The sequence below is a fragment of the Gilliamella sp. Fer1-1 genome (genome assembly GCF_001690825.1).
Classification (GTDB): Bacteria; Pseudomonadota; Gammaproteobacteria; order Enterobacterales; family Orbaceae; genus Gilliamella; species Gilliamella apicola_C.
Genome location: NZ_LZGX01000031.1, coordinates 71,219 through 92,835, shown reverse-complemented (window position 1 = coordinate 92,835; position 21,617 = coordinate 71,219). Strand labels below are relative to the sequence as shown.

27 protein-coding genes are annotated in these 21,617 nt (G+C 35.3%); 9 read left to right on the top strand and 18 right to left on the bottom strand.

All coding sequences use genetic code 11. From position 1 onward, the window contains the following. Positions 1–21: 21 nt before the first annotated feature. The 3 genes from A9G28_RS04255 to A9G28_RS04245 all read right to left on the bottom strand — a co-directional run bounded on the left by A9G28_RS04255 (position 22) and on the right by A9G28_RS04245 (position 1,256). Positions 22–357, bottom strand: coding sequence for a zinc ribbon domain-containing protein YjdM (locus A9G28_RS04255; protein WP_065566382.1), 336 nt, complete (start codon positions 355–357; stop codon positions 22–24). Between the two features lie 333 nt (positions 358–690). After that, a complete protein-coding gene (locus tag A9G28_RS04250; protein WP_065579868.1) occupies positions 691–906 on the bottom strand; it encodes a hypothetical protein in 216 nt (71 codons plus the stop codon). Positions 907–971: 65 nt separating this feature from the next. Beyond that, positions 972–1,256, bottom strand: coding sequence for a transposase (locus tag A9G28_RS04245; RefSeq protein WP_141674683.1), 285 nt, complete (start codon positions 1,254–1,256; stop codon positions 972–974). 112 nt (positions 1,257–1,368) lie between these two features. Here A9G28_RS04245 and A9G28_RS04240 point away from each other — a divergent pair, with 112 nt between their 5' ends. The 4 genes from A9G28_RS04240 to A9G28_RS04225 all read left to right on the top strand — a co-directional run bounded on the left by A9G28_RS04240 (position 1,369) and on the right by A9G28_RS04225 (position 3,931). Next, positions 1,369–2,406 (top strand): hypothetical protein, encoded by a 1,038-nt coding sequence (locus A9G28_RS04240; RefSeq protein WP_141674682.1) that lies wholly within the window; start codon positions 1,369–1,371, stop codon positions 2,404–2,406. Between the two features lie 96 nt (positions 2,407–2,502). After that, complete coding sequence (locus A9G28_RS04235; protein WP_065579866.1) at positions 2,503–2,709, top strand: hypothetical protein; 207 nt, start codon at positions 2,503–2,505, stop codon at positions 2,707–2,709. A gap of 22 nt (positions 2,710–2,731) precedes the next feature. Further along, entirely contained in the window at positions 2,732–3,109 is a 378-nt protein-coding gene (locus tag A9G28_RS04230) for a hypothetical protein (protein ID WP_065579865.1), read from the top strand. 24 nt (positions 3,110–3,133) lie between these two features. Next, a complete protein-coding gene (locus tag A9G28_RS04225; RefSeq protein ID WP_065579864.1) occupies positions 3,134–3,931 on the top strand; it encodes a hypothetical protein in 798 nt (265 codons plus the stop codon). Positions 3,932–3,995: 64 nt separating this feature from the next. Here the strand turns inward: A9G28_RS04225 and A9G28_RS04220 are convergent, their stop codons facing one another. The 11 genes from A9G28_RS04220 to flgB form a co-directional block, all read right to left on the bottom strand. Continuing rightward, positions 3,996–4,373 carry a hypothetical protein gene (locus A9G28_RS04220; RefSeq protein WP_065579863.1) on the bottom strand — a complete coding sequence of 126 codons (378 nt, stop codon included), beginning with the start codon at positions 4,371–4,373 and terminating at the stop codon, positions 3,996–3,998. A gap of 564 nt (positions 4,374–4,937) precedes the next feature. Then, on the bottom strand, positions 4,938–5,111 hold the full coding sequence (locus tag A9G28_RS13520) for a hypothetical protein (protein WP_176702110.1): 174 nt from the start codon (positions 5,109–5,111) through the stop codon (positions 4,938–4,940). Positions 5,112–5,150: 39 nt separating this feature from the next. Then, positions 5,151–6,200 carry a flagellar assembly peptidoglycan hydrolase FlgJ gene (gene flgJ / locus A9G28_RS04210; RefSeq protein WP_065579861.1) on the bottom strand — a complete coding sequence of 350 codons (1,050 nt, stop codon included), beginning with the start codon at positions 6,198–6,200 and terminating at the stop codon, positions 5,151–5,153. A gap of 27 nt (positions 6,201–6,227) precedes the next feature. Beyond that, positions 6,228–7,337, bottom strand: a complete 1,110-nt coding sequence (locus A9G28_RS04205; RefSeq protein ID WP_065568284.1) for a flagellar basal body P-ring protein FlgI — start codon at positions 7,335–7,337, stop codon at positions 6,228–6,230. 11 nt (positions 7,338–7,348) lie between these two features. After that, complete coding sequence (locus tag A9G28_RS04200) at positions 7,349–8,026, bottom strand: flagellar basal body L-ring protein FlgH (RefSeq protein WP_065568283.1); 678 nt, start codon at positions 8,024–8,026, stop codon at positions 7,349–7,351. 22 nt (positions 8,027–8,048) lie between these two features. Next, positions 8,049–8,831, bottom strand: a complete 783-nt coding sequence (gene flgG, locus A9G28_RS04195; protein WP_065568282.1) for a flagellar basal-body rod protein FlgG — start codon at positions 8,829–8,831, stop codon at positions 8,049–8,051. A gap of 29 nt (positions 8,832–8,860) precedes the next feature. Then, a complete protein-coding gene (locus A9G28_RS04190) occupies positions 8,861–9,616 on the bottom strand; it encodes a flagellar basal body rod protein FlgF (RefSeq protein WP_065579860.1) in 756 nt (251 codons plus the stop codon). A 14-nt stretch (positions 9,617–9,630) separates the two neighbouring features. Then, a complete protein-coding gene (gene flgE / locus A9G28_RS04185; RefSeq protein ID WP_065568280.1) occupies positions 9,631–10,842 on the bottom strand; it encodes a flagellar hook protein FlgE in 1,212 nt (403 codons plus the stop codon). Positions 10,843–10,858: 16 nt separating this feature from the next. Then, positions 10,859–11,578, bottom strand: a complete 720-nt coding sequence (locus A9G28_RS04180; protein ID WP_065579859.1) for a flagellar hook assembly protein FlgD — start codon at positions 11,576–11,578, stop codon at positions 10,859–10,861. A gap of 13 nt (positions 11,579–11,591) precedes the next feature. Next, on the bottom strand, positions 11,592–11,996 hold the full coding sequence (flgC, locus tag A9G28_RS04175; protein ID WP_065579858.1) for a flagellar basal body rod protein FlgC: 405 nt from the start codon (positions 11,994–11,996) through the stop codon (positions 11,592–11,594). A 5-nt stretch (positions 11,997–12,001) separates the two neighbouring features. Then, positions 12,002–12,412, bottom strand: a complete 411-nt coding sequence (gene flgB, locus A9G28_RS04170) for a flagellar basal body rod protein FlgB (protein ID WP_065579857.1) — start codon at positions 12,410–12,412, stop codon at positions 12,002–12,004. A gap of 152 nt (positions 12,413–12,564) precedes the next feature. On the opposite strand from flgB, the gene flgA reads away from it, so the two are divergent. From flgA to flhA, 5 genes are all read left to right on the top strand, one after another. Then, entirely contained in the window at positions 12,565–13,224 is a 660-nt protein-coding gene (gene flgA / locus A9G28_RS04165; protein ID WP_065579856.1) for a flagellar basal body P-ring formation chaperone FlgA, read from the top strand. A 78-nt stretch (positions 13,225–13,302) separates the two neighbouring features. Continuing rightward, positions 13,303–13,596, top strand: a complete 294-nt coding sequence (flgM, locus tag A9G28_RS04160) for a flagellar biosynthesis anti-sigma factor FlgM (RefSeq protein WP_065579855.1) — start codon at positions 13,303–13,305, stop codon at positions 13,594–13,596. Positions 13,597–13,626: 30 nt separating this feature from the next. After that, a complete protein-coding gene (locus tag A9G28_RS04155; RefSeq protein WP_065568274.1) occupies positions 13,627–14,061 on the top strand; it encodes a flagella synthesis protein FlgN in 435 nt (144 codons plus the stop codon). Between the two features lie 141 nt (positions 14,062–14,202). Beyond that, positions 14,203–15,333 carry a flagellar biosynthesis protein FlhB gene (gene flhB, locus A9G28_RS04150; RefSeq protein WP_065579854.1) on the top strand — a complete coding sequence of 377 codons (1,131 nt, stop codon included), beginning with the start codon at positions 14,203–14,205 and terminating at the stop codon, positions 15,331–15,333. A gap of 17 nt (positions 15,334–15,350) precedes the next feature. Beyond that, on the top strand, positions 15,351–17,438 hold the full coding sequence (gene flhA / locus A9G28_RS04145; RefSeq protein ID WP_065568272.1) for a flagellar biosynthesis protein FlhA: 2,088 nt from the start codon (positions 15,351–15,353) through the stop codon (positions 17,436–17,438). 221 nt (positions 17,439–17,659) lie between these two features. Here flhA and cas6f read toward each other — a convergent pair whose 3' ends face one another. The 4 genes from cas6f to csy1 are packed head-to-tail and all read right to left on the bottom strand — an operon-like array spanning position 17,660 to position 21,607. After that, on the bottom strand, positions 17,660–18,229 hold the full coding sequence (gene cas6f, locus A9G28_RS04140; RefSeq protein WP_065579853.1) for a type I-F CRISPR-associated endoribonuclease Cas6/Csy4: 570 nt from the start codon (positions 18,227–18,229) through the stop codon (positions 17,660–17,662). Between the two features lie 5 nt (positions 18,230–18,234). Further along, positions 18,235–19,269 carry a type I-F CRISPR-associated protein Csy3 gene (gene csy3, locus A9G28_RS04135; RefSeq protein WP_065579852.1) on the bottom strand — a complete coding sequence of 345 codons (1,035 nt, stop codon included), beginning with the start codon at positions 19,267–19,269 and terminating at the stop codon, positions 18,235–18,237. A gap of 35 nt (positions 19,270–19,304) precedes the next feature. Continuing rightward, the gene (gene csy2 / locus A9G28_RS04130; protein ID WP_065579851.1) at positions 19,305–20,228 is read right to left on the bottom strand and encodes a type I-F CRISPR-associated protein Csy2; all 924 of its coding nucleotides are present in this window, start codon (positions 20,226–20,228) and stop codon (positions 19,305–19,307) included. Then, positions 20,228–21,607 carry a type I-F CRISPR-associated protein Csy1 gene (csy1, locus tag A9G28_RS04125; RefSeq protein WP_065579850.1) on the bottom strand — a complete coding sequence of 460 codons (1,380 nt, stop codon included), beginning with the start codon at positions 21,605–21,607 and terminating at the stop codon, positions 20,228–20,230. Before csy1 ends, csy2 begins: the two co-directional genes overlap by 1 nt. Between the last annotated feature and the right edge of the window lie 10 nt (positions 21,608–21,617).

Below are 21,617 nucleotides of genomic sequence, written 5' to 3'. Positions count from 1 at the left end.
TTTTGAACTGAATCTTTCTAATTAAGCTTTTTTCACAAAGCAAGCTTTAAGCATAATTTTCATACCATCGACTTTACAATCGATCTCATGATCACCGTCTACTAAACGAATGCCTTTGGCTTTAGCACCTTTTTTCAGCACAGTTGACGATCCTTTTAATTTAAGATCTTTAATTAAAATAATATCATCACCATCAGCAAGTAAATTACCATTACTATCTTTTACTTGTAATTCACCATCAGTGGCTACAACTTCGTTTGGATCCCATTCATGAGCACATTCAGGGCAAACATAAAATGAACCATCATGATAAGTGTGTTCAGATTGGCAAACAGGGCAATTAGGTATAGATTCCATAATTAAGATTCATCCAAATTAAATAAAATGGCGCCTACTATAGCAAAAAAATGCTATTAAGTCATGAATGATAGCTGTTTGTTTGCAATGGATAATCTAAAAAAATTGACAAATTAGCCAATTATTTTAAAGATAAATAAACTACTATTAATTGATTTTGTTGTTCTATTTCTTTTAGATCTTTCTTCATATTTTTTCCTTTTTTATTAGGGCAAAAATACAATCATTTTTGTAAAAAATATTCAGGAATCTATACCGTTTCAGCATGAAATCATTTTAAATTTAATGGGTTAATAAATTATTTTTCACAAAGCATCAAATGGTTTACAGCCCTTATTCAGCCAAAGCGTTAAACTGTAGTGGCCAAGTATTTTGATATGGATTCCATTGATAGCCGAGCTTTCTGATACGATTAAAACATTTAGGAAAGCCCCAGCGTAAATGCCGGTCTGTGACAGCATTCAACACCGAAACAATCACCGAATCATCCTGCAACTTAGGTTGATAATAGTAAGCACAACGGCTTAAACCAACAATGGCACAACTCATAACAATAGTAACCGAATGATTTTGTTGTAGTTGCTGTGCCCACGTTTTACGTGCCCCAGTTGGCTCTAAAGCTTTTTTATGATTTCTTCCTGAAGCTGGGATTTTAAGCTCAGTTCGGCAAACATCTGTTTAAGCTTACGGTTTTCCGCCTCCAGCTCCTTTAAGCGTTTGATATCTGACGTTTCCATACCGCCGTATTTTTCTCGCCATTTATAAAAAGTTGAATTACCCATGCCATATTTACGGCACAGTTCTTTAACGGGAATACCCGCTTCAGCTTCTTTTAAAATAGCGACGATTTGATCTTCAGTCATTTTTTTCATCATTAAATCCTCTTTTACTTTTATCATAGAGAATTTTCTACTTTTTTGCTGTACTATTTTAGGGGATAGTTACATAGATAAGCCCAAAGAAGCACTTTATAGACGAAAAAAGGGGAAATAATCTAAAAGTGAGGTTGGAATGATTTGTATAAAAAGAATGGTTTTTACCATGGTGTTTTTTTCTAATTTTGTATTTGCAAATTATAGTATTTATGAAGGCACTATAGATAAGTATAAAGTAGAATTCTATTTTGATGCCTTTTATAAGGATGACATTAATATTATCTATATAGATAATAAAACTTATGAACCCAAACAACTTAATAGTACTAATAAATATCAAAATGACAAAAGTATAATATTTAACATTCCTGAAACAAACTTTAGCACATCGAGCATAGATACTATCGTAATAAAAAATATTGATTTTGATGAGGATAGCACCATTATTTTTAATAAAACATTAGAATGTGAGTCAAAATTATATGGCACATTTAAATTAAATAAAAAATTTGACTATGATTTTAAAACACATGTTAATGCTGTTGATCATAATTTAAAACTAGAGAAAAATGTGGAATTTAATAATGTAGAAATTATACAACGAGAATCTACTAAAGATTATTACTTTAAAACTATTATTTCCAAGAAGAAAGGTGAATTTTTACAAGTTGTCGGGATCAATATTTACAGGAAAAAGGATGGTAGTTTATTTCAAACAATCAATAATCTGAAAGATTTTGGGTTTCTTTCTTTCACTAGTATAAATACAGATAAAGATACTAATTTTGATGGTAAAGATAATGATTTTTACATTTCTAAAACTACAGAAAGCCTTAATGAAAGAAATATCATTGACGCTTATTACTCTTATGATAAGAAACAAGATAAATTTGTTTATCTAAACTTAACAGGTCGTTTTATTGCTTTTGATTCTGAAAAAAAGACAGCAGAGAAAGTAAAATATTGCCCTAAAGATTACTTTAATCATGTCATTTTAACTGATTTATATCAATATACAGATAAAAAAAAATACACTTTATCAAATTCTGAATGTAAGTTTGAAAAGAAATCCGAGGATAATAATAAATTGTTATTTACTCGCCAATGCAATAATGAAGAAAGAAAATTTTGTATCAATGCTAGCGAATTATTAATCGATGATTATTTTGATTAAATATGGTGTTATTAATAAATACAATAAAATTATTTATTAGTGATAACTTTTCTTTACTAGCTAACATAGGCTATATATCGATTTGACAATGGAAATATGGGTGACAAAGAAATAGAATTTCAGATAGAAGAAGCTATAGGTTACATCATCCATAATGTCAGCCAATCCGAACGTTTTGACGAGCCTAAAAAAATCCCTTTATCTAACATGAAGCGAGTGTTAGATAGTGAATTACCACCATTAGCTCATTGGATAATTTACCCAAAGCAACACCGTCTACTTTCCACGCACGGCATTACTTGACACATCGGGGGATGAGAGTTTAATGGCGGTCGATGATGCTAACCCTGATTCGGTATGGCGTTATATTCAGGCATTGAATCAACAAGGCGTACTGATACAAGGTTGGGTAAATATTACAGCAGGCGCACAAGCGCATATCAAATTGGTTTCCCCATGGCATTGGCCTGGGTTTGAAACGATAGAAGAAAAAGCCTCGATAGGTGAATTATCTAACAAGATTGGCAAAAATAAAGTGGCGAAATTGGATTTAGAAGATTACACACCAGCGATGCAGGAATTACATCAAATCTTAACGGGAACTCTGCGTTATTCCAATCAGCGAAAAAAAACACACTTACCTTCTTTTACGGATAACTATTTAAAGGAAGGTTTACGCAGAAGCTGGGCAGCGGACACATAGGGCATTTACTGGAGGAGTGGAAAAATGAAAAAATTCTTATTTGGATGTATTTTACTGTTTTTAGTTCCATATTTTACTTATGCATCAAATAATAATCATTATTATTTGTTAATAAAAGATAAAATAAATGTAGAAAATAAAGAAAAGAAATGGCTAGCCAGTATTTTAAATAATTTTATTGTTGGTAATGAACAAAAAATTAAAGTGTTAGGTTGTAATTTTAAGAGAGTCAAAGGGGATAAAGAAACTATCTATAATCAGTTGACTAAACTTAATATCTTTGAGGATTATAATGAAGATTTAAAAAAATATGATCTATCTTTGAATAAGTTTAATGGATTATATTTTATTGAGCCTTCTAATCTATCAGAAAGGTGCATGGGCTTTAATTATGAGATTATCATACTACTTAATAATAATGAATTAATGATTCCTTATAATAAACATTTAGTTTTTTATAAGCAATTAGCTATTACAGATGAAAACAAAATAAATAATTTTAAACGTAATGAAAATTGTCTTGAAACAAAATATTTTGAGATGGAGTCAACTAAAGTTTGTTTCTATAAAAATATGACAATATTAGATGTATATGAAGCAATGAGTATTAATCCTACTTATGAGTTTAGGAAAAAAATCAAACAGGGGGAAGATTTTTCGGATATTTACGAAGATGATTATATGAGAGTTGAAGTTGAATATAAATGGAAAGGGAAAAATAAGCTAGAGATTGTACAATATTTTGATGGTGGAGAGACTTCTTACACATTTGTTAATCAAGAAAAGAGAACAAAATTAATAACCAAATTTTCGCCAGATTAAGAAATGATACAAAATGGTAGCTTGTATATTAATTCTATCGTGGTGATTTATAATAAACAGGCTACTATTTATCTAAAATATCAACAGAAAATCTATCAATATTGCACTTAATAAAGTCGCCACTTAGATAAGAAAAATCATAAAATAGATCATCTTGAAAAACTAAATTTGATAATATTAATTTATTTTCAAATAAGTATCCGTTGATATGATGAGTAAACGTGTCTTGTTGTTGTTTAATGATAAAGCATTTATCTTTAGATAATTCTGGTTTTATTTTATTAATAAAACACAAGCCAAGCTCTAATAAGTAAATATTACCCGTGTTAAGCGCCCAAGGAGAAGAGTTAATAAAACAACAGAGTTGATACTGTCCAAAAGCGAAAGTAGCCTGCTCCTCAATATAGGGATCAAAGGCAATTAACTTTGCGTAATATTTCATTATTCCTCTCCTAATTGTTATACACGAACTAAGATAACTACGTTTACCAATGAGACTAGAACATAAAGCCATTTATCCTACTAATTTTAGCATCTCTTGTGAATATTATCATTTTGGCTGTGCTGCCTAACGTTCAATATCATCGATGACTTCATCGTGAGATGTTAAACATTGGTATTGCTCTTAATTTACCAGAAGGAAGAGATTTAAAAATCCACCTTAAAAAACTTCAATAAAATCAATAGGTTTTCTGAACCATTTTTATTGTTTTACTTTAGACTTAATCAACAATTGCTTGTGTTTAAAATCAATGCTTATACTATTTTTACTAATAAAATCAAAACATAGCAATTTATCAGGCTTAAATTCAGTGGAAAAGAAATCTAACATAACAACTTCAATATTATCATGAACAACATTATTTACTTTAGAGGTAGCACTATTGAAAATCATTTTATAATTTTTGATAACATCAGACAGATCTATAACCACCTCCTCATCATTCAAAATGACCTTAGCATCTGCTTGTTATCTAATTTAGCAACAACGTTTTACCTTCAATGTTTACTGATACTTTAACGCATCAAAATTAAAAAGGGGGGAAGATATTTTTACCGCAATCCTTTCTGTCGCAATATCACCACCTAAACGGCATCCCATATCAAACCGCTGTTTAACTATATCTGCCCAGCTATCAACAGTTTGAATTTCAACTTGAATGAATGGGTAACGTGGCAAAAAACTGCGGTGCCCAGTATTGGGCGCTTAATCCTATTATCAATTAAATGCAACTTGCTTAAAGCCGGATATGGCCGTTGGCTGGCTATTTTTTGCAATTTTTTCAATACGACTAATGATTTGGATAAGTTTGTCGCTATAGTTAGGATCGGTTGCATAATGTGCTGCTTGCAATTCTTTAGCTGCCGTTCTGGCATCAGGAGCTTTAACTACTGCGCGGTAGCGAGGGTTTTTGGTTAATAAATTAAGGTAATCGGTGATTGCATGTTGTTTGCTATTATAGACTCTAAATTCATCTTGAATTTTTATCATATGGTTATCAATGAATTCTTGCGTTGTTAAACGCGTTGAACGCCCTTGCCATGATGGAGTTGCCTTTATACCAAAATAATTATAGCTTGATTGGTTATGTTCTGTCTTGATTTGTTTTTGCCCCCAGCCTGTTTCTAATGCAGCTTGTGCAATAATGATTTCATAAGGAATTCCCGATTGTTTAGCTGCCTGCTTGGCTGGCTCAAGCCATTCTTTGACAAATTGGGTAACATGATTTTCATTTGTATTATCACGTGTTGTTTTTGATACTTTTTCGTTATGCTGACTTTCAAGCATGTTGTTAGCACTACGATATAACATTTGCCCTAATGCTTGAGGCGATATGTTAGATGGAGCCTGACTAAATAAAGATTGGGCTAATTGAAGATGTTGTGCTGTATTGTTTGTATTAGATTGTAATAGATTATTAGATTGTAAGTTAGTATTAGAGTGCAAATTAGCATTAATTGATGATCTATTCGTTAACTGCTTAGTAAGCATATCAGCTAAACCCAACCCTTTACCGGCAGCTTGTTGCGCAATTTGCTGATCAAACATTGCAGTAAATAGTTGTGAAGCAGATTGACTAAATAAACCGCTTTCAGGCACCGCTTTGCGCATACTTTGCATCATCATATTAATAAATAAGGACTCAAATTGCTGAGCAACTTGCTTGATACCTTGAGCAGAACCATTAGCAACATTGCGTTTTAGTTGGTTTAGCCCTGAAAGGTCATAAGCAAAGCGATGAAAAGGTTGTCCAATTTTATTATTCATAATGCTATTTCTTTTATAAATCGTTTTTTAAATAGTTTCCAATGAAGCATGCAAACAGCCCGCCGTCTTTAAAGCTTCAAGTATCGACATTAACTCAGTAGGATTAGCGCCTAATAAATTTAGTGAATTAATCACTCGGTTTAAATCAGTGCCCGATGCGATGTTATGTAATGCGCCACCTTCTTGCTCAACACTGACTTGATTATCAGGCGTAACCACTGTTGCACCACCCGCTAAGGGGGTATTGGGTTGACTGACTTTTAATTTACTATTTACAACAACAGATAAATTGCCATGTGCTACGGCGCAATTATCCAATTTAACCTTTTGATTCATAACTACAACACCTGTTCTTGTGTTGATGACCACTTTTGCTGAAATAGGGGTTGTGCCAATTTCAAGATCTTGTATTCGAGAAAGTAACTGCACTCGAGTTGTATTTTCTTTTGGCATCTGTAGTGCTATTGTTGTACCATCTAGTGCAACCGCCGTGTTTTTTTGTAACTTGTTAATGACATCAGCAATTTTTAAGGCACGGGTAAAATCAAATTGATTAAGGTGCAAGTGGATAACATTTCGTTCATCTAAACGGGTTGCTAGTTCTCGTTCAATGGTTGCCCCATTAGGTATGGTTGCACCGGCCGTTTGATTAACACTGACACTACTTCCTTTACTACTTGCGCCCATTCCTCCCACAAAAAGATTGCCTTGTGCAATAGCATAGACTTGATTATCAGCCCCCTTTAATGGCGTCATGATCAATGTGCCACCACGTAAGCTTTTTGCATTACCAAGCGAAGATACCACCACATCGATTTGTTGCCCAACGCGTGAATAAGAAGGCAATTTTGCAGTAACCATAACGGCAGCAACATTTTTTAATTGCATATTGCTGCCTGTTGGCACAGTAATCCCTAATTGGGATAGCATATTAGTGATACTTTGGATAGTAAAAGGTGTTTGTGATGTTTGATCGCCTGTGCCATCAAGCCCGACAACAATCCCATAACCAACTAAGGCGTTTTCTCTTACCCCTTCAATGGTGACCAAATCACGTATACGCTCAGCATGACCATTCGGTATAACCAATATCATCATCAAGGTAAAGCAGAAAAAAGGACGCAATTTTTTTATCATAATGAGACTCATTAAAATGGTGAAAGATTTAAGAATAATCGCTGTAACCAGCCCATTGTTTGCGCTTCATCAATGTAACCATTACCCACATATTCAATGCGTGCATCAGCAACTTGCGTTGAAATTACCGTATTATTGCCGCTGATGGTTCTTGGATTAACAACACCAGAAAAGCGTATGAATTCAGTGCCTTGATTAATTGCAATCTGTTTTTCACCAATCACTTTCAAGTTACCATTGATCATGACATCTTGAACGGTGACCGTGATTGTGCCACTAAAGGTATTTTTAGCATTAGCGCCACCAGATCCCTTAAAGTCATTGTCACCAGACATTTCGGTATTGGCTTTACCACGACCCACTAGCCCATCAAGAAATGTCGGTATGGTTTTTACCCCTAAATTCACCGAGCCATTTCGTCCAGCATTAACAGATGAGCTTTTGCTAGCGCTCACGTTTTCTTGTAAAACAATAGTTAACACATCGCCAATATTGCGCGGGCGACGATCTTCAAATATCGGCTGATAACCAAAGCTACTGGGCTGGCTAGCTTGATAAATTGAACCATTATTGTTCACAGTTTCTGGCATTTGTGGAACAATGCTCGTTTTACCCTCAACTAAGGCTTGTTTAGGTAATTGAGCACAGCTAAACAAAAAAAATGCAATTAAAATATAAAAATATCTCATTACGCTTATTATATTGTTAAATTTATAACTGATTTAAACGTTGCAACATTTGGTCTGATGTTGAAATCGCTTTACTGTTAATTTCGTAAGCGCGTTGAACTTGGATCATATTCACCAATTCTTCAGCAACATTGACATTAGATGTTTCGGTATAACCTTGATATAACAGACCTGCGCCGTTTAATCCTGGCGTATTTTCAGTGGGAGCACCTGAGCTTTCCGTTTCTAAATAAAGGTTTTCGCCCATGCTTTCAAGCCCAGCATCATTAATAAACGTATGTAATGTTAATTGACCAACTTGCACTTGTGTTGACTGATTAGCTAACGTCACATTAACCACACCATCACGTGCAACCGTCATTTTGATTGCATTGGATGGAATACTAATAGTTGGCTGAATTTCATATCCCGCAGCGGTTACCAATTGACCATTTTGGTTGACTTGAAAAGCGCCGTTGCGTGTATAAGCCTGCGTTCCATCAGGTAATAGCACCTGAAAAAAACCTTGTCCGTTAATTGCAATATCACTGCTGTTATCCGTTGCTTCTAAATTACCTTGGCTATGAACCCGCTCTGTTGCAACAGGACGAACACCTGTACCTATTTGCAAACCTGATGGTAGTGTTGTTTGTTCTGAAGACTGCGCACCGGGTTGACGAACAGTTTGGTATAATAAATCTTCAAATACAGCACGTTGCCGTTTAAAACCACTGGTACTCACATTGGCAAGATTATTGGAAATAATATCCATATTCATTTGTTGTGCGGTTAAGCCTGTTTTGGCAATCCACAATGATTTAATCATAGTTTTTCCTACTTAAATTATTGATAAAGTTAAGTTAGCGATAAAATTTGGTTCGCTTTTTGTGCATTTTCATCCGCAGTAGTGATTTCTTTCATCTGCATTTCAAATTGGCGAGCGTGGCTAATTAAATCAACCATCGCAGTAACAGGATTAACATTACTTCCTTCTAATACACCAGACATCAGCTTAGCTTGTGGGTTATCTGGCATCACCATACCGTTTTCATTACGCGCCTGTTCGGTTAATTGAAAAAAGCCATTATCACCACGCACTATTTGATGAGGTTCAATATGGACTTTTTTTATTTTACCGACTTGAGCTATGGTCGTTGGTTTGTCCCCTGCCCCTAATGCTGAAAGTGTACCATCACTGCTAATACTCACTTGCGATTTTTGTGGCACAGTCAATACACCACTATCACCAAGTAATGGATAGCCTTGTATGTTAAGGGTGCCATTTTCGTCAATTTCAATGGCACCATTGCGGGTGTACGCTTCGCTACCATCGGCTAATTGCACTGCCAACCAGTTATCTTCTGCCAAAGCAACATCGAGATTTCTACCTGTATAGTTAAATGCCCCCATTGTCGAGTCAAACGTTGGGGTTGTTGCAACCACCATGGTTCGGGTGGGCGTATCATAGCCGACAATAGGAACAGCTTTCATCGCTGTCAACTGTGCACGAAACCCTGTCGTAGAAACATTAGCTAGATTATTGGTAGTAATTGACTGCCGATTTAATGTCTGGCTTGCTGCCGACATGGCTGTATAAATAACACGATCCATAAATAGCCTTTATACTAACGCAAATTCACTAGCGTATTGAGAATTTGATCTTGCGTTTTAATTGTTTGCGAATTAGATTGGTAATTTCGCTGAGCTACAATCATATTCACTAATTCCTGACTCATATCAACATTTGACGATTCAAGCGCGCCACTAGCTAATGATCCAAAAGTGCCTGAATTTGCCACGCCTAATACTTCACCACCAGAATTAATAGTTGATCGCCAGTTATTGTTTCCTGCTGATTCAAGCCCGTTAACATTGGCAAAATCAGCCATCGCAATTTGACCTAATAACATTGTCTGTTGGTTAGAATACACACCATAAATAGAGCCATCATCATTAATGCTATAACCGACTAAATCACCCGGCGCATAACCATCAACCACAGGCGTTTTAATACTACCGAGTTCTTTTCCCATATTTTGCTGAGAACTATTCGCTAATGATAAAGTGAAGGTGTTGTCAGCCGAGCCGTTTAATCCATTAATATTAATGGTCATTTCAGGATCGCTAATTAATTTGCCTGAAGAATCAAACTCCATTTGGCCTACTTTTTGTAAAGTGGCTTTAGGATCACTACTATCAAGACAGTGAACATCCCATTGATTATCCGCAGTTTTAACATAAAAGAGCTGAACATTACGTTGATTACCCAGTGAATCATAAGTCGTAATGGTTGTAGAATAATTGAAAGTATCGGCATCAAGTGCATTAATTGGTTGCTTGGCTGGAACTTTACTATTAGAGTTTAAGTTGGTTTGTAAAGTCGCCTTTGTGGTCGCTGTGGCGTTTAACATTTCTTGTGAAATTTTTAATGGACCAGGCGCTGCACCTTGTTGCACAGTGGGTGGGGTTCCTGTTGCAAGATATCCGGTTAACTGAAGACCATCAGCAGAAACAATATTTCGCTCAGCATCTAACTGAAATTGTCCATTACGAGTATAGAAAACTTGACCACTACTATCCACTAAACGAAAAAAGCCATTACCCGAGATAGCAACATCTAAACTGTTGTTGGTTGTTGTCGCTGTTCCATCATTAAAATTTTGCATTACTGCAGCGACTTTTACCCCCATGCCAACTTTTGAGCCAGCATAGATATCAGCAAATGAAATACTGGCGCTTTTAAAGCCTACCGTTGCAGAGTTAGCGATATTATTACCAATGACATCTAATTGTTTTGATGCGGCATTCATGCCACTTACCGCTTGAGAAAATCCCATTTGAAGTTTATCTCCTTTAAAGAATTTGACGTACTTCGTCAATACTAATTGAACCGAGTATTCCTAGATCCAGTAATACTTTATTATTAACTTTGCTATTAATAACACCGTATACCACTGAATAGGATAATGAAGTAGATGACACTTTTTGCCCGTCACAACTTGCGTTAACTGAAAAAGTATAACTACCATCTGGCGCTACCGTTCCATCTGAAAGCATACCATCCCAAGTAAAAGAACTTACACCTGCGGGAATTGCGCCTAAATCAACTTCTCGCACCACATTACCCTTGTCATCTTGAATCGTAATAACAACTGAGTCTGCATCACGAACTAACTCAAAACCAAAAGGTGTTGTAATGGTTTCTTTTCCTGCCTCTGAAGCTTCTTGCTCAGACGTTGCAACTAAAATTTTATTGCCAGGCACCATTACACCTTTACCAATCATGTTGCTTGCGTTAACCGATAAGCTATCATCGATCTGACCTGAAACCATCCCTAATGTTGTGTTAAGCCGTTCTATACCGGCTAAAGTATTAATCTGAGCAAGTTGTGATGTTAACTGGCTATTATCCATTGGATTGGTCGGATCTTGGTTTTTCATTTGTGCAATTAATAACGTTAAAAAATTATCTTGCAATTCTTTACTTGAATTACCATCAGATGTACTTTTTTGCGTCGTTTGTGGGCTTTTTACCCCTGGTGACTGTGAAACGAGTACATTAGATACGCCCATCGGTTACTCCTTATTATTGCCCTAATGTAAGGGTTTTTAGCATTAAACTTTTTGCCGTATTAATCACTTCTATATTGGCCTGATAACTACGTGAAGCCGAAATGGTATTGACCATTTCGGCAACAACATCAACATTCGGTTTTTGAATATAACCTTTTGCATCGGCCAAGGGGTGATGTGGTTCATACACTAGATTCATCGGTGAGGGATCTTCAATGACTTGCGACACTTTCACACCTGCAATTGGGTTGGTCTGACCTTTATCATCCACTTGAAAAATCACTTGTTTAGCTCGATAAGCTTCACCAGACGTGCTTGTAATACTGTCAGCATTGGCTAAATTACTGGCACTGACATTCATTCGTTGGGTTTGCGCCATTAATGCCGACCCTGAAATAGCAAAAATAGAAAAACTCATTACACTTATCCTTGTTGTAATACCGACATAACATTTTTAAATTGCTCACCTAAAAATGTCAGGTTACTTTGATAGTGAAGGCTATTGTCAATAAATGCCGTCCGTTCTTGATCCATTTCTACCGTATTACCATCTGCTGCCGATTGATACGGTATGCGATAAAGTACATTTTGATTCACCACCATTGGTGTTTTTACCGCAATGTGATGATTTGAGGTAATGCTAAGCCCTACATGATTAACATGATTTTGATTATTAAGCGCTTTGCTTAATTCTGCGTTAAAATCAATATCTCGAGCCTGATAGTTAGGTGTATCGCTATTGGCAATATTTGCAGCTAAAATATTTTGTCGCATTTCACGTATATTCAATGCTTGTTGGTGAAAATTAACCCAGTTATCCAATTTATCAAACATAAAATCATCTCACTTTTTTTGATAATAAGGATTTTAAGCGAATAAAAAAAAAGTCATCGCGCAAATAACGGTAAAAATTGCCCTTATTTCAAGATTCACTTCACGCAATCATAAAGTACAATCAACTTATCACTAATTGAATGCCGATCAATATGATTAAGATTGCAAAACTAATACTAACTGTTGTTATGCTATTTAACTGGAATAGTGTTTTAGCTAATTGTCTTGATAAACAAATTAACAATTTAATATCTCAGCAGTTTGACCATAAAGTAGAAGATATTTTAATTACTTACCTTACCCCTAAACCGCAACTGAGTTGCGATACCCCAGTACTTTCATTATTGAATAAAAAAAAACCATGGGGAAACATGACCATTTATGCTCAATGTGATAATAAGAAAAAATTTATGCGGATTAATGTGGCTGTCATAAGTAATTATGTTGTAGCTAATCAAGCAATAAGTGCAGGAACTGTAATTAACGAAGCTCATATACAGATACAATCAGGCAGGCTAGATAAGCTACCTGCGACGATTATTTTAAATAAAGCCGATATTCTTAATCATATTGCATTAAGAAATATTGATCACAATGAACCAATAAAAACAACCATGCTTCAAAAAAATTGGCTCGTAAAAGCAGGGCAACAAGTTAAAGTGATAATAAATGGCGATGGGTATGAAATAACCACTAACGGGAAAGCGCTAAGCAATGCAGTATTAAATGATAAAATTAAAGTTAAACTTAATTCTGACAATATTGTTGAAGGTACGTTAACTTATCAAGGCGTAATTATTTTTAATAAATAATATTAATGATTTTTTTATTATTGCCGATAATAACATTAAGCCCGTCACTTAAATCGTAAATTTGATTAAAGGTATTTTATGAGTATAGATGCAACAAAATCCATCACAACCATATCAGGTATAGTTAGCCGTGATATAGTTAATGAGCAACAGAAAAATCACACTGCATCTGTACCACCAAAAATGAGTGCGAAGGCAAGTACTACCGTGAGTATAACTCAAGACGCAATGCACCTTTTACACGCAACTGACAAAGACGTTGATGAAGAAAAAATCGAAAGAATAAAACAAGCAATTATTAACGGTGCATTGGCTATTGATACGCATAAAATTGCCGATAAATTGATAAACCAATTACTAGAAGATATTTGAAAATAAGTCAGATTTACAAGGGATACCAAAATGTTAGCACTCGATGACATCCTAAATAAAATAACAGAAATGTTACAAACACTTTCAACAATTCTACAAACAGAGCAGCAATTATTAATTGAAAATAGTTCAACCAATCAGTTAAATGATATTATCAATAAAAAAAATGAGTTACTCATTCAATTAAAGTTACTTGATGAAAAACGGATAAAATTAAATAAACAATTTGATATTCAACCGCCTTATATAGAAAACTCAGCAATCGCAACACATTGGCAATTAATTACTGATAAAACAAAATTGTTAGCCAATATAAATCGCGATAATGGATTAATTATCCAAAATCGTATGAATATAACCCAACAAACGATTAATTATCTTAAAGGCCTAAATAGCCCTGCTATTTATACGAATAATGGTTATCAACAAACCGATGTTATCTTATCTAAGCGAGCCAAAGTTTGAGTTAATTGATCTTTGTCGATGGTAAACGAGATAAATACCCCCAAAAATGCCCTCTTATTAAGCCAATAACTTGTTAGCGATTAGTTCATACTGTTAGCATGGTAAACGTTAATTAAACTATGAAGTTTCATTTAATTCATCATGGCTGACGATAATGATCTAGATAAAAGCGAACATCCCACCGATAGCAAAATAAAAAAGGCTAGGGAAAAGGGACAGATCCCTCGATCTCGTGAATTAACTTCGTTATTAATCTTGTTAATCGGTACGACCTTGTTTTGGTTGATGGGTTCATATTTAGTTAACCAGTTAATCGCAATCATAAAAACAGCAATGAAGTTTTCGTACAAAGTCAAAGACGAGAAGTTAATCATCTCCAACTTAGTCAACTCATTCACCCATGGTTTTTTGTCAATTGCACCAATTTTTTTGGGGCTAGTAATTATTGCTCTCTTTGCACCGCTTTGTGTGGGGGGATTGCTTTTTAGCCTACAATCAATTAAACCAAATTTTAAAAAGCTCAATCCAATATCTGGGTTGAGTAGGTTATTTAGTACTAAAATTTTTTCTGAGTTACTAAAAAGTATACTTAAAGTTATTTTAATTGCTATCGCTTCAACATTGTTTTTAATGCACCATTTTCCTGACATGCTTTCGTTACCCAATATGCATTTAAATAATGCATTAGCAAAAGCAATACAGCTAGTGATCCTTTGTGGAATTGTAAGCGTTATATCTTTAATACCAATGGTTGGTTTTGACATCTTTTATCAAATATGGAGCAATTTAAAAAAACTGAAAATGTCAAAACAAGAAATTAAAGATGAGTTTAAAGAGCAAGAGGGAAATCCGCAAATTAAAGGACGTATTCGCCAAATGCAACAAGCAATTGCTAGGCGCCGCATGATGAAAGATGTGCCCAAAGCCAATGTCATTGTTACCAACCCAACCCATTACGCCGTCGCTCTGCAATATGATGAAAAAACAATGATTGCACCTAAATTATTAGCAAAAGGAACAGATAACATTGCCTTACGCATTAAAGAGATCGCCAGCGAGCATAATATCCCACAATTACAAGCCCCTCCTCTTGCGCGGGCTTTATATCGCCATGGCGAAATAGGGCAAACGATTCCAACTGAATTATACACTGCTGTCGCACAAATATTAGCTTGGGTATATCAATTAAAACATTGGCATAAATATGGCGGTGATAAACCACCTGTGCCGAATAATTTACCTGTACCTGAATCATTATCCGAAAATAAATAAAGGTAATTACTAATCTTATGATTAAATCTAAACTACTGACTTTATTATCAATAAATACATTAAAGAATGGACATTATCAGATCTTAGCTGGCCCAATGCTAATCTTATTGATTCTTTCAATGATGGTATTACCACTCCCAGCATTTATTTTGGATCTATTTTTTACGTTTAATATTGCGTTATCAATTATTATATTAATTGTGGCATTATTTACTAAACGCGTGCTTGATTTTGCCGCATTTCCAACTGTTTTATTGTTTGCAACCTTATTAAGGCTCTCGTTAAACGTTGCATCAACACGAGTGGTATTACTAAAAGGGCATACTGGTAGCGCTGCAGCTGGGCGCGTTATTGAAGCCTTTGGGCACTTTTTGGTTGGTGGTAATTTTGCTATTGGTATCGTCGTATTTATCATTTTAGTTATCATTAACTTTATGGTCATCACCAAAGGGGCAGGTAGAATAGCTGAAGTTGGTGCACGCTTCGCTTTAGATGGTATGCCAGGTAAACAAATGGCTATTGATGCCGATCTTAACGCCGGTTTAATAGGAGAAGACGAGGCCAAAGCACGCCGAGCTGAAGTAAGTCAAGAGGCAGATTTTTATGGCTCAATGGATGGTGCCAGTAAATTTGTCCGTGGCGATGCTATCGCTGGGTTATTGATAATGGCAATTACCATTATTGGAGGGTTACTCGTTGGAGTTATCCAACATGATATGACACTATCTGATGCGAGTAAGACCTATGTATTACTCACTATTGGTGATGGGTTAGTTGCGCAAATTCCTTCATTAATCATTTCAACAGCAGCTGGTGTAATTGTTACGCGTGTATCATCACAAGACAATATCAGCGAACAAATGCTCAGCCAGCTATTTAACAATCCACAAGTATTAATTTTAACCGCGGTTGTCATTGGTTTACTTGGGCTAATTCCTGGTATGCCCAATTTAGTATTTTTACTCTTTACCGCTATTTTATCATCACTTTCTTGGTGGCTAACTAAACAGAGAAAAACAAAACAAACAACGCAACCCAAACAAGTTAATGCACAAGCAACTACACCAACCAATATCGAAGCGACGTGGTCCGATGTTAATATTGAAGATATATTAGCAATGGAAGTAGGATATGGGCTTATCCCTATGGTAGATCAAACCCAAAACGGTGAATTGCTCAGTCGGATCCGCAGTTTACGCAAAAAATTTGCGCAAACACTGGGATTTTTACCGCCCCAAGTTCATATAAGAGACAATCTTTCATTAGCACCTTATCAATATAAGATATTTATCAAAGGTGGCGAAATCGGCAAAGGTGAAATTGTTAATAATAAATGGTTAGCTATTAATCCGGGTAATGTCACCGAAACTATCGAAGGTATTCCAACAACTGAACCCGCCTTTGGATTACCTGCAATATGGATTGATGAAAGCAATAAGGAAAATGCACAAATATTAGGTTACACTGTTGTGGATACAAGTACCATGATTGCCACTCATTTTAATCATTTATTACAACAATTTGCCAGCGATCTATTAGGGCGCTTAGAAACCCAAGAGTTGCTCGAAAGAATCAAACAAGATATTCCAAAACTAGTGGAAGATTTTATCCCTGGGGTTATTACACTAACCACTTTTCATAAAATATTACAAAACTTGATCGCCGAAAAAGTATCAATTCGTGACATGCGTACCATTATTGAAACAATCTGTGAACATGCGCCTACCCAAAATGATGCTTATCAATTACTTAGTATGGTTAGAATAGCTTTAGGCAGAGTTATCACCCAACAATGGTTTTCGGGTTCAGATCCAATCAATGTAATAGGATTAAATATCAATTTAGAACGCTTATTATTACAAGCTCTACAAAATACAAGCAATTTTGAGCCAGGACTAGCTGAGCATATCATAGAGCAAGTTAAGCAAGCCATTAATCAACAAGAAGCAATCGGCGCTCCACCAGTATTATTAGTGAACCATACACTAAGACCGATGTTATCACAATTTTTACGTCAGAATTTTCCTCAATTAGCCGTATTGTCAAATTTAGAAATCGCCGATAATCGAGAGATAAAAATGAGTACACAAATTGGTGCAGAATAGTTACTTGATGATACTAATAATAAAGTGTTTCAGTTAATAAAAACTAGAAACACTTTTTTCTAAACTGCCTATACGGCAGTAAACTAGAGTTTTTTTGCAAAATTGCCTTATTGTAAAAGAGCTTTCGATATTTTCCTCTATTTTTACCTTTTTTTTGAGCTCATATTAATATCGATAATAATCAATTAGTTAAAATTATCCTCAAAAAAAGGGTTGCCAATTTAAAAATCGGGAACGGTAGCTGTTTGGCTTAACCCATAGCTATTAAATGTACCTGATACAGGCTTTAAGCATTTTTCTTGTTTTAACCACAAAATAAACTTTTGCCCAGTACTTTTACTGGCAAGGTGAATATGAGGGTATTGCAAATTAACGCTTCCCCATTTTTCTATCATTTTTTGTTTAACCTCTGCCGACCATTTACCTTGTGCTGTTAATCTTTTTTCAGCACGCCTCAATGCGCTTTGCCCTTTTGGATGAATACGAATTAAACGTAAATAACCTTTTATCGTATCGGGAATAGCTTCAATAGACATCGGTAAAGCATAATCACTAATTGATGATTTTTGCTGTATATCTGCTTTAAGGTTTTGTAGCTCCTGCTCGGTACCAAATAGGCGAATTACTCCGCCTAATGTTCGGTGCACATTATAGCAAGGAAAGCTTATTGCAATATTTCCTTGATGATTGACCAAAATTTGGTGGAGAGACTGCATCACTTGATTCATCACATCCACCTCGGTGATTTCAATTTGCGAAATCGCTCGCAGTTCTAAATAGTGTGAGTGCATCTTATTTACTCCTTGCCACTAGCACCAAAGACACCACCACGAATTAATACCGCAATCACATAATGTTGCTGCTCAAGCGTTGGTTTTTCACCCTTTAATACCCAATTATCAAACAAGGTATAAAAATCTAATTTCTGTTTTGGTTGACGGAAAGCGTGCCCCATTGACGTTACCGAGCCATACGGTTCTATTGCGATTGGAAATGATGCATTATCTTCATACCACGTATCGATAGTTCGAATCGCATTACTGACTTTTTGGGAATGCATAGCAGCTTGTTTATTTTTTTCGTAGAGTACTTTGCTCTTTGTTTTACCCGTATCTAAAATTAGTTCTTGTGACGGGTAAACTTCTTGACCTAAGCCCATTTTTAGCTTAGCTTCAACATTAAAAATCACAAATTCTTTACCTAATAAGCCTGCTTCAATCAGCGCTGTGAGATCATTTACTGCTTTATCATCATAATCAAATGAGTTCAGTTGATATTGCTTAACATCACTCACTTCGACGATTGTTTTTTCATCCTTACTACCTTTATTATCTTTATCAACTTTACGAGTAATTGACAGGCTAATTTGCTCCGCTGCCATACGGTTACGCCATAACCAACGGCCATTTAAGATATTAATGGCATAACGCTTAGCCAACGCAGTCAACCCTTGTGTTTGGATATAGTCTTGGGTTGTTTTTTCTAACGCTTCTTGATATTCAATTTCATTACATACCGACGGTTTACCTAAAAAAGGTAACACTTTACAGCTCCATTTAATCACTAAAGTCTCTTTATCGGCATCTAATGCTGCAACATCAACTGTCTGTAAATTTGGTTTTTGTATTTCAGCATCTAATTTGGTTGGATCGTTGGCTACTGCATTTTTAAGGCGATTTGAAATAGTGCCTCGCACTGATTTTTCAGTGACCACAACAGGGGATAATTTATTGCTATCTTTAGGATCCTGCTGTGCAAAAATGGCATCTGAAATATCAAAACTACGTTCAAAAGCAAGTACGCTGGCGGTGGTAATTTTATCTTTACTCATAATGTATTCCTTATTCTATAATTTTCTAAATTTACTTAATTGGTTTCTTGATTAATAATATAAATTTCTGCATCATTAGATTGCAATTCACTACATTGATAACGCCAAAAAGCCTGTGATAAATTCTTTTGCAAACGCAAAGGAAAGACCCATTTACCCAGCCCATATATACACTCCACAAATTGCGTGGCATGTTCATTACTGCGTGCATGTTCAACCTTACCTGCGGCAAACAGCGGCGAAATTGCTTGATAGCCCAAATGTAAAGGAACAAGCCAACCACGATCTTGCTTAACCGACGTGGTTTGCCAATGCCCATCTTCTTGCGGATTATGGTGTAGCATTGCCGTTTCAATTAATGCATCCAGTGCGGTAGCATTAGGATCTTGTTGCTGTAATTCAGCAGTAATATCTTGTAAATCTTGTGGTGCTTCAACTAAAACAAATGCCGGTAATAATAAATTAGCTAAATCAATATCTGGTTCATCAGAAGAAATTAATTTGACATCGCCAATAAATACCACATGACCACCCGCTATACGTTGTTGGTAAAGCTTCTGTTCCATTTGTTGGATAAATGCTTGTTTTTGCTCGACGTCATATAATGTCTCCGGATCTTCAATTTTTACCTCGACAAGTAATGAAACATCTAAATGAGCGCGCCCTTCTTCAATAATGGAACGAGTACTGCCATTTTTAGAGAGTGGATTGCGCGTTAATCGAAACGTATAATCCGCATAGTTGCTTGGTCGATAAACTTGTACATCACATTCATGACATGCAATTAACACACCATCTAAGTAAATGGGATTTTCTGATTCAATTTTTCGACTTAAAGCATGAATCGCCCCTAAAAATCCTGAAATAGCAGGGAATCCATAGGTTAATGGGCTAGAGATTGCATTAGCATTATGAATTTGGACATGATCAAAGAATAAATAATAAGTTAATGATGCCATTAAAATATCCCCTCTCTTTTGCGTTGGCTCGCTTTTACTGCCGCATTAAATTCACTTCGCCATTCACTATATTCAACATCATCAAATTGTTTTTCAATATTTTTGAATTTATTTTTTAAAATCGTTTGAATCCAAGAGGCAAATTGTTTTTCTAGCTCTTGTTGCCAATCACCTTGTTCGTATCTTAGTTTAAAATCTGTTTCACCATCCAATAGTGCTCGTTTTGGATCAAGCCAAAGTTGTTGCGAAAATTTAAGCGAAGATTCCCGACTCCAACCGGCATCTTTGGTTTTTTGGATATGTGCCGCAAACTTAAGAACTAATGTTAAAATGATAAAAAATGCCTCTTTTCTCTTATTTCTTACTAAGAAATTATTTTTTTTGTCTTGAACTGTCTCAAATAATAATTTAAAACCATATCGGCAATAATATTGAAGAGCTTGATCAAAAATAGTTTCCTTAAAGTTTGAAATTGAAGGAAAAGCAGTTTTAGCCAATTTTGGCGGCATTGAGGGTAATAAAAAGTTGCGCCCGCCCTGATTACTAGTTAACTGGCTTACGCCTTGAGGGTTACTTCCTCCCAATTTAACAACGGCTAAATCATGAAAAGAAAAATAAGGCTGATGTACAACATCCTTTTTCTTACGCAATTCTCGTGCATATTTATTTTCTTCTGAAAATCGTGATTGTACTTTTTGATAAACCAAATGACACAATGAGCTCGGATGCAAAGGAATTAATAATCGATAATTATTTTCTTGATCAGATAAATAAGTCTCTTCACTATTCGTCCAATATAATTGCTTATTCAATTCCGAGGTTTTAGGTTTGCTAAAATCATTAAAGATTGCTTTTTTAAAATTAGCTAAATAAAGCGATGCTTTTTGTCGATCATCTGAAAGAGCGGGTAAAATAGCTGGATGCTCATCTACTATCAATTGTAAAAATGTTATATCATCTTTAATAGATTGATTTAATAAAGAAAAAATATCAAGAGCAGCCGCATTCCCTGAGCAATCTATCGGAATAATTGTAGGTGTTGCTGAAGAAATATATTGCTGTCCTGTTGGTTGAGATCGTGTTGAATGATTAATATTATCACCCAAGCTAGAAGAATGAATTCCTTTTGATATAAAATGACATAAAGAAATCCAAAATATTCTCCTTGTTGCTGCATCTTCCATCCACGTTTCAAAATCAAATCGCTTGGCTAACTCATCTAATTTTTGCTGAGCTTCATTAACTGCAACTAAATCACCCGCCTCTTTTGCTTTTTCTAGCTTAGCAGTTTCACTTTTATAATTACTATTATTGGCAAGCCGTTGTTGTAGAAAGTCTAAAATTACCTTTCTTATATCTTGCCAAGAAATATTGTTCATTGACCCTCCT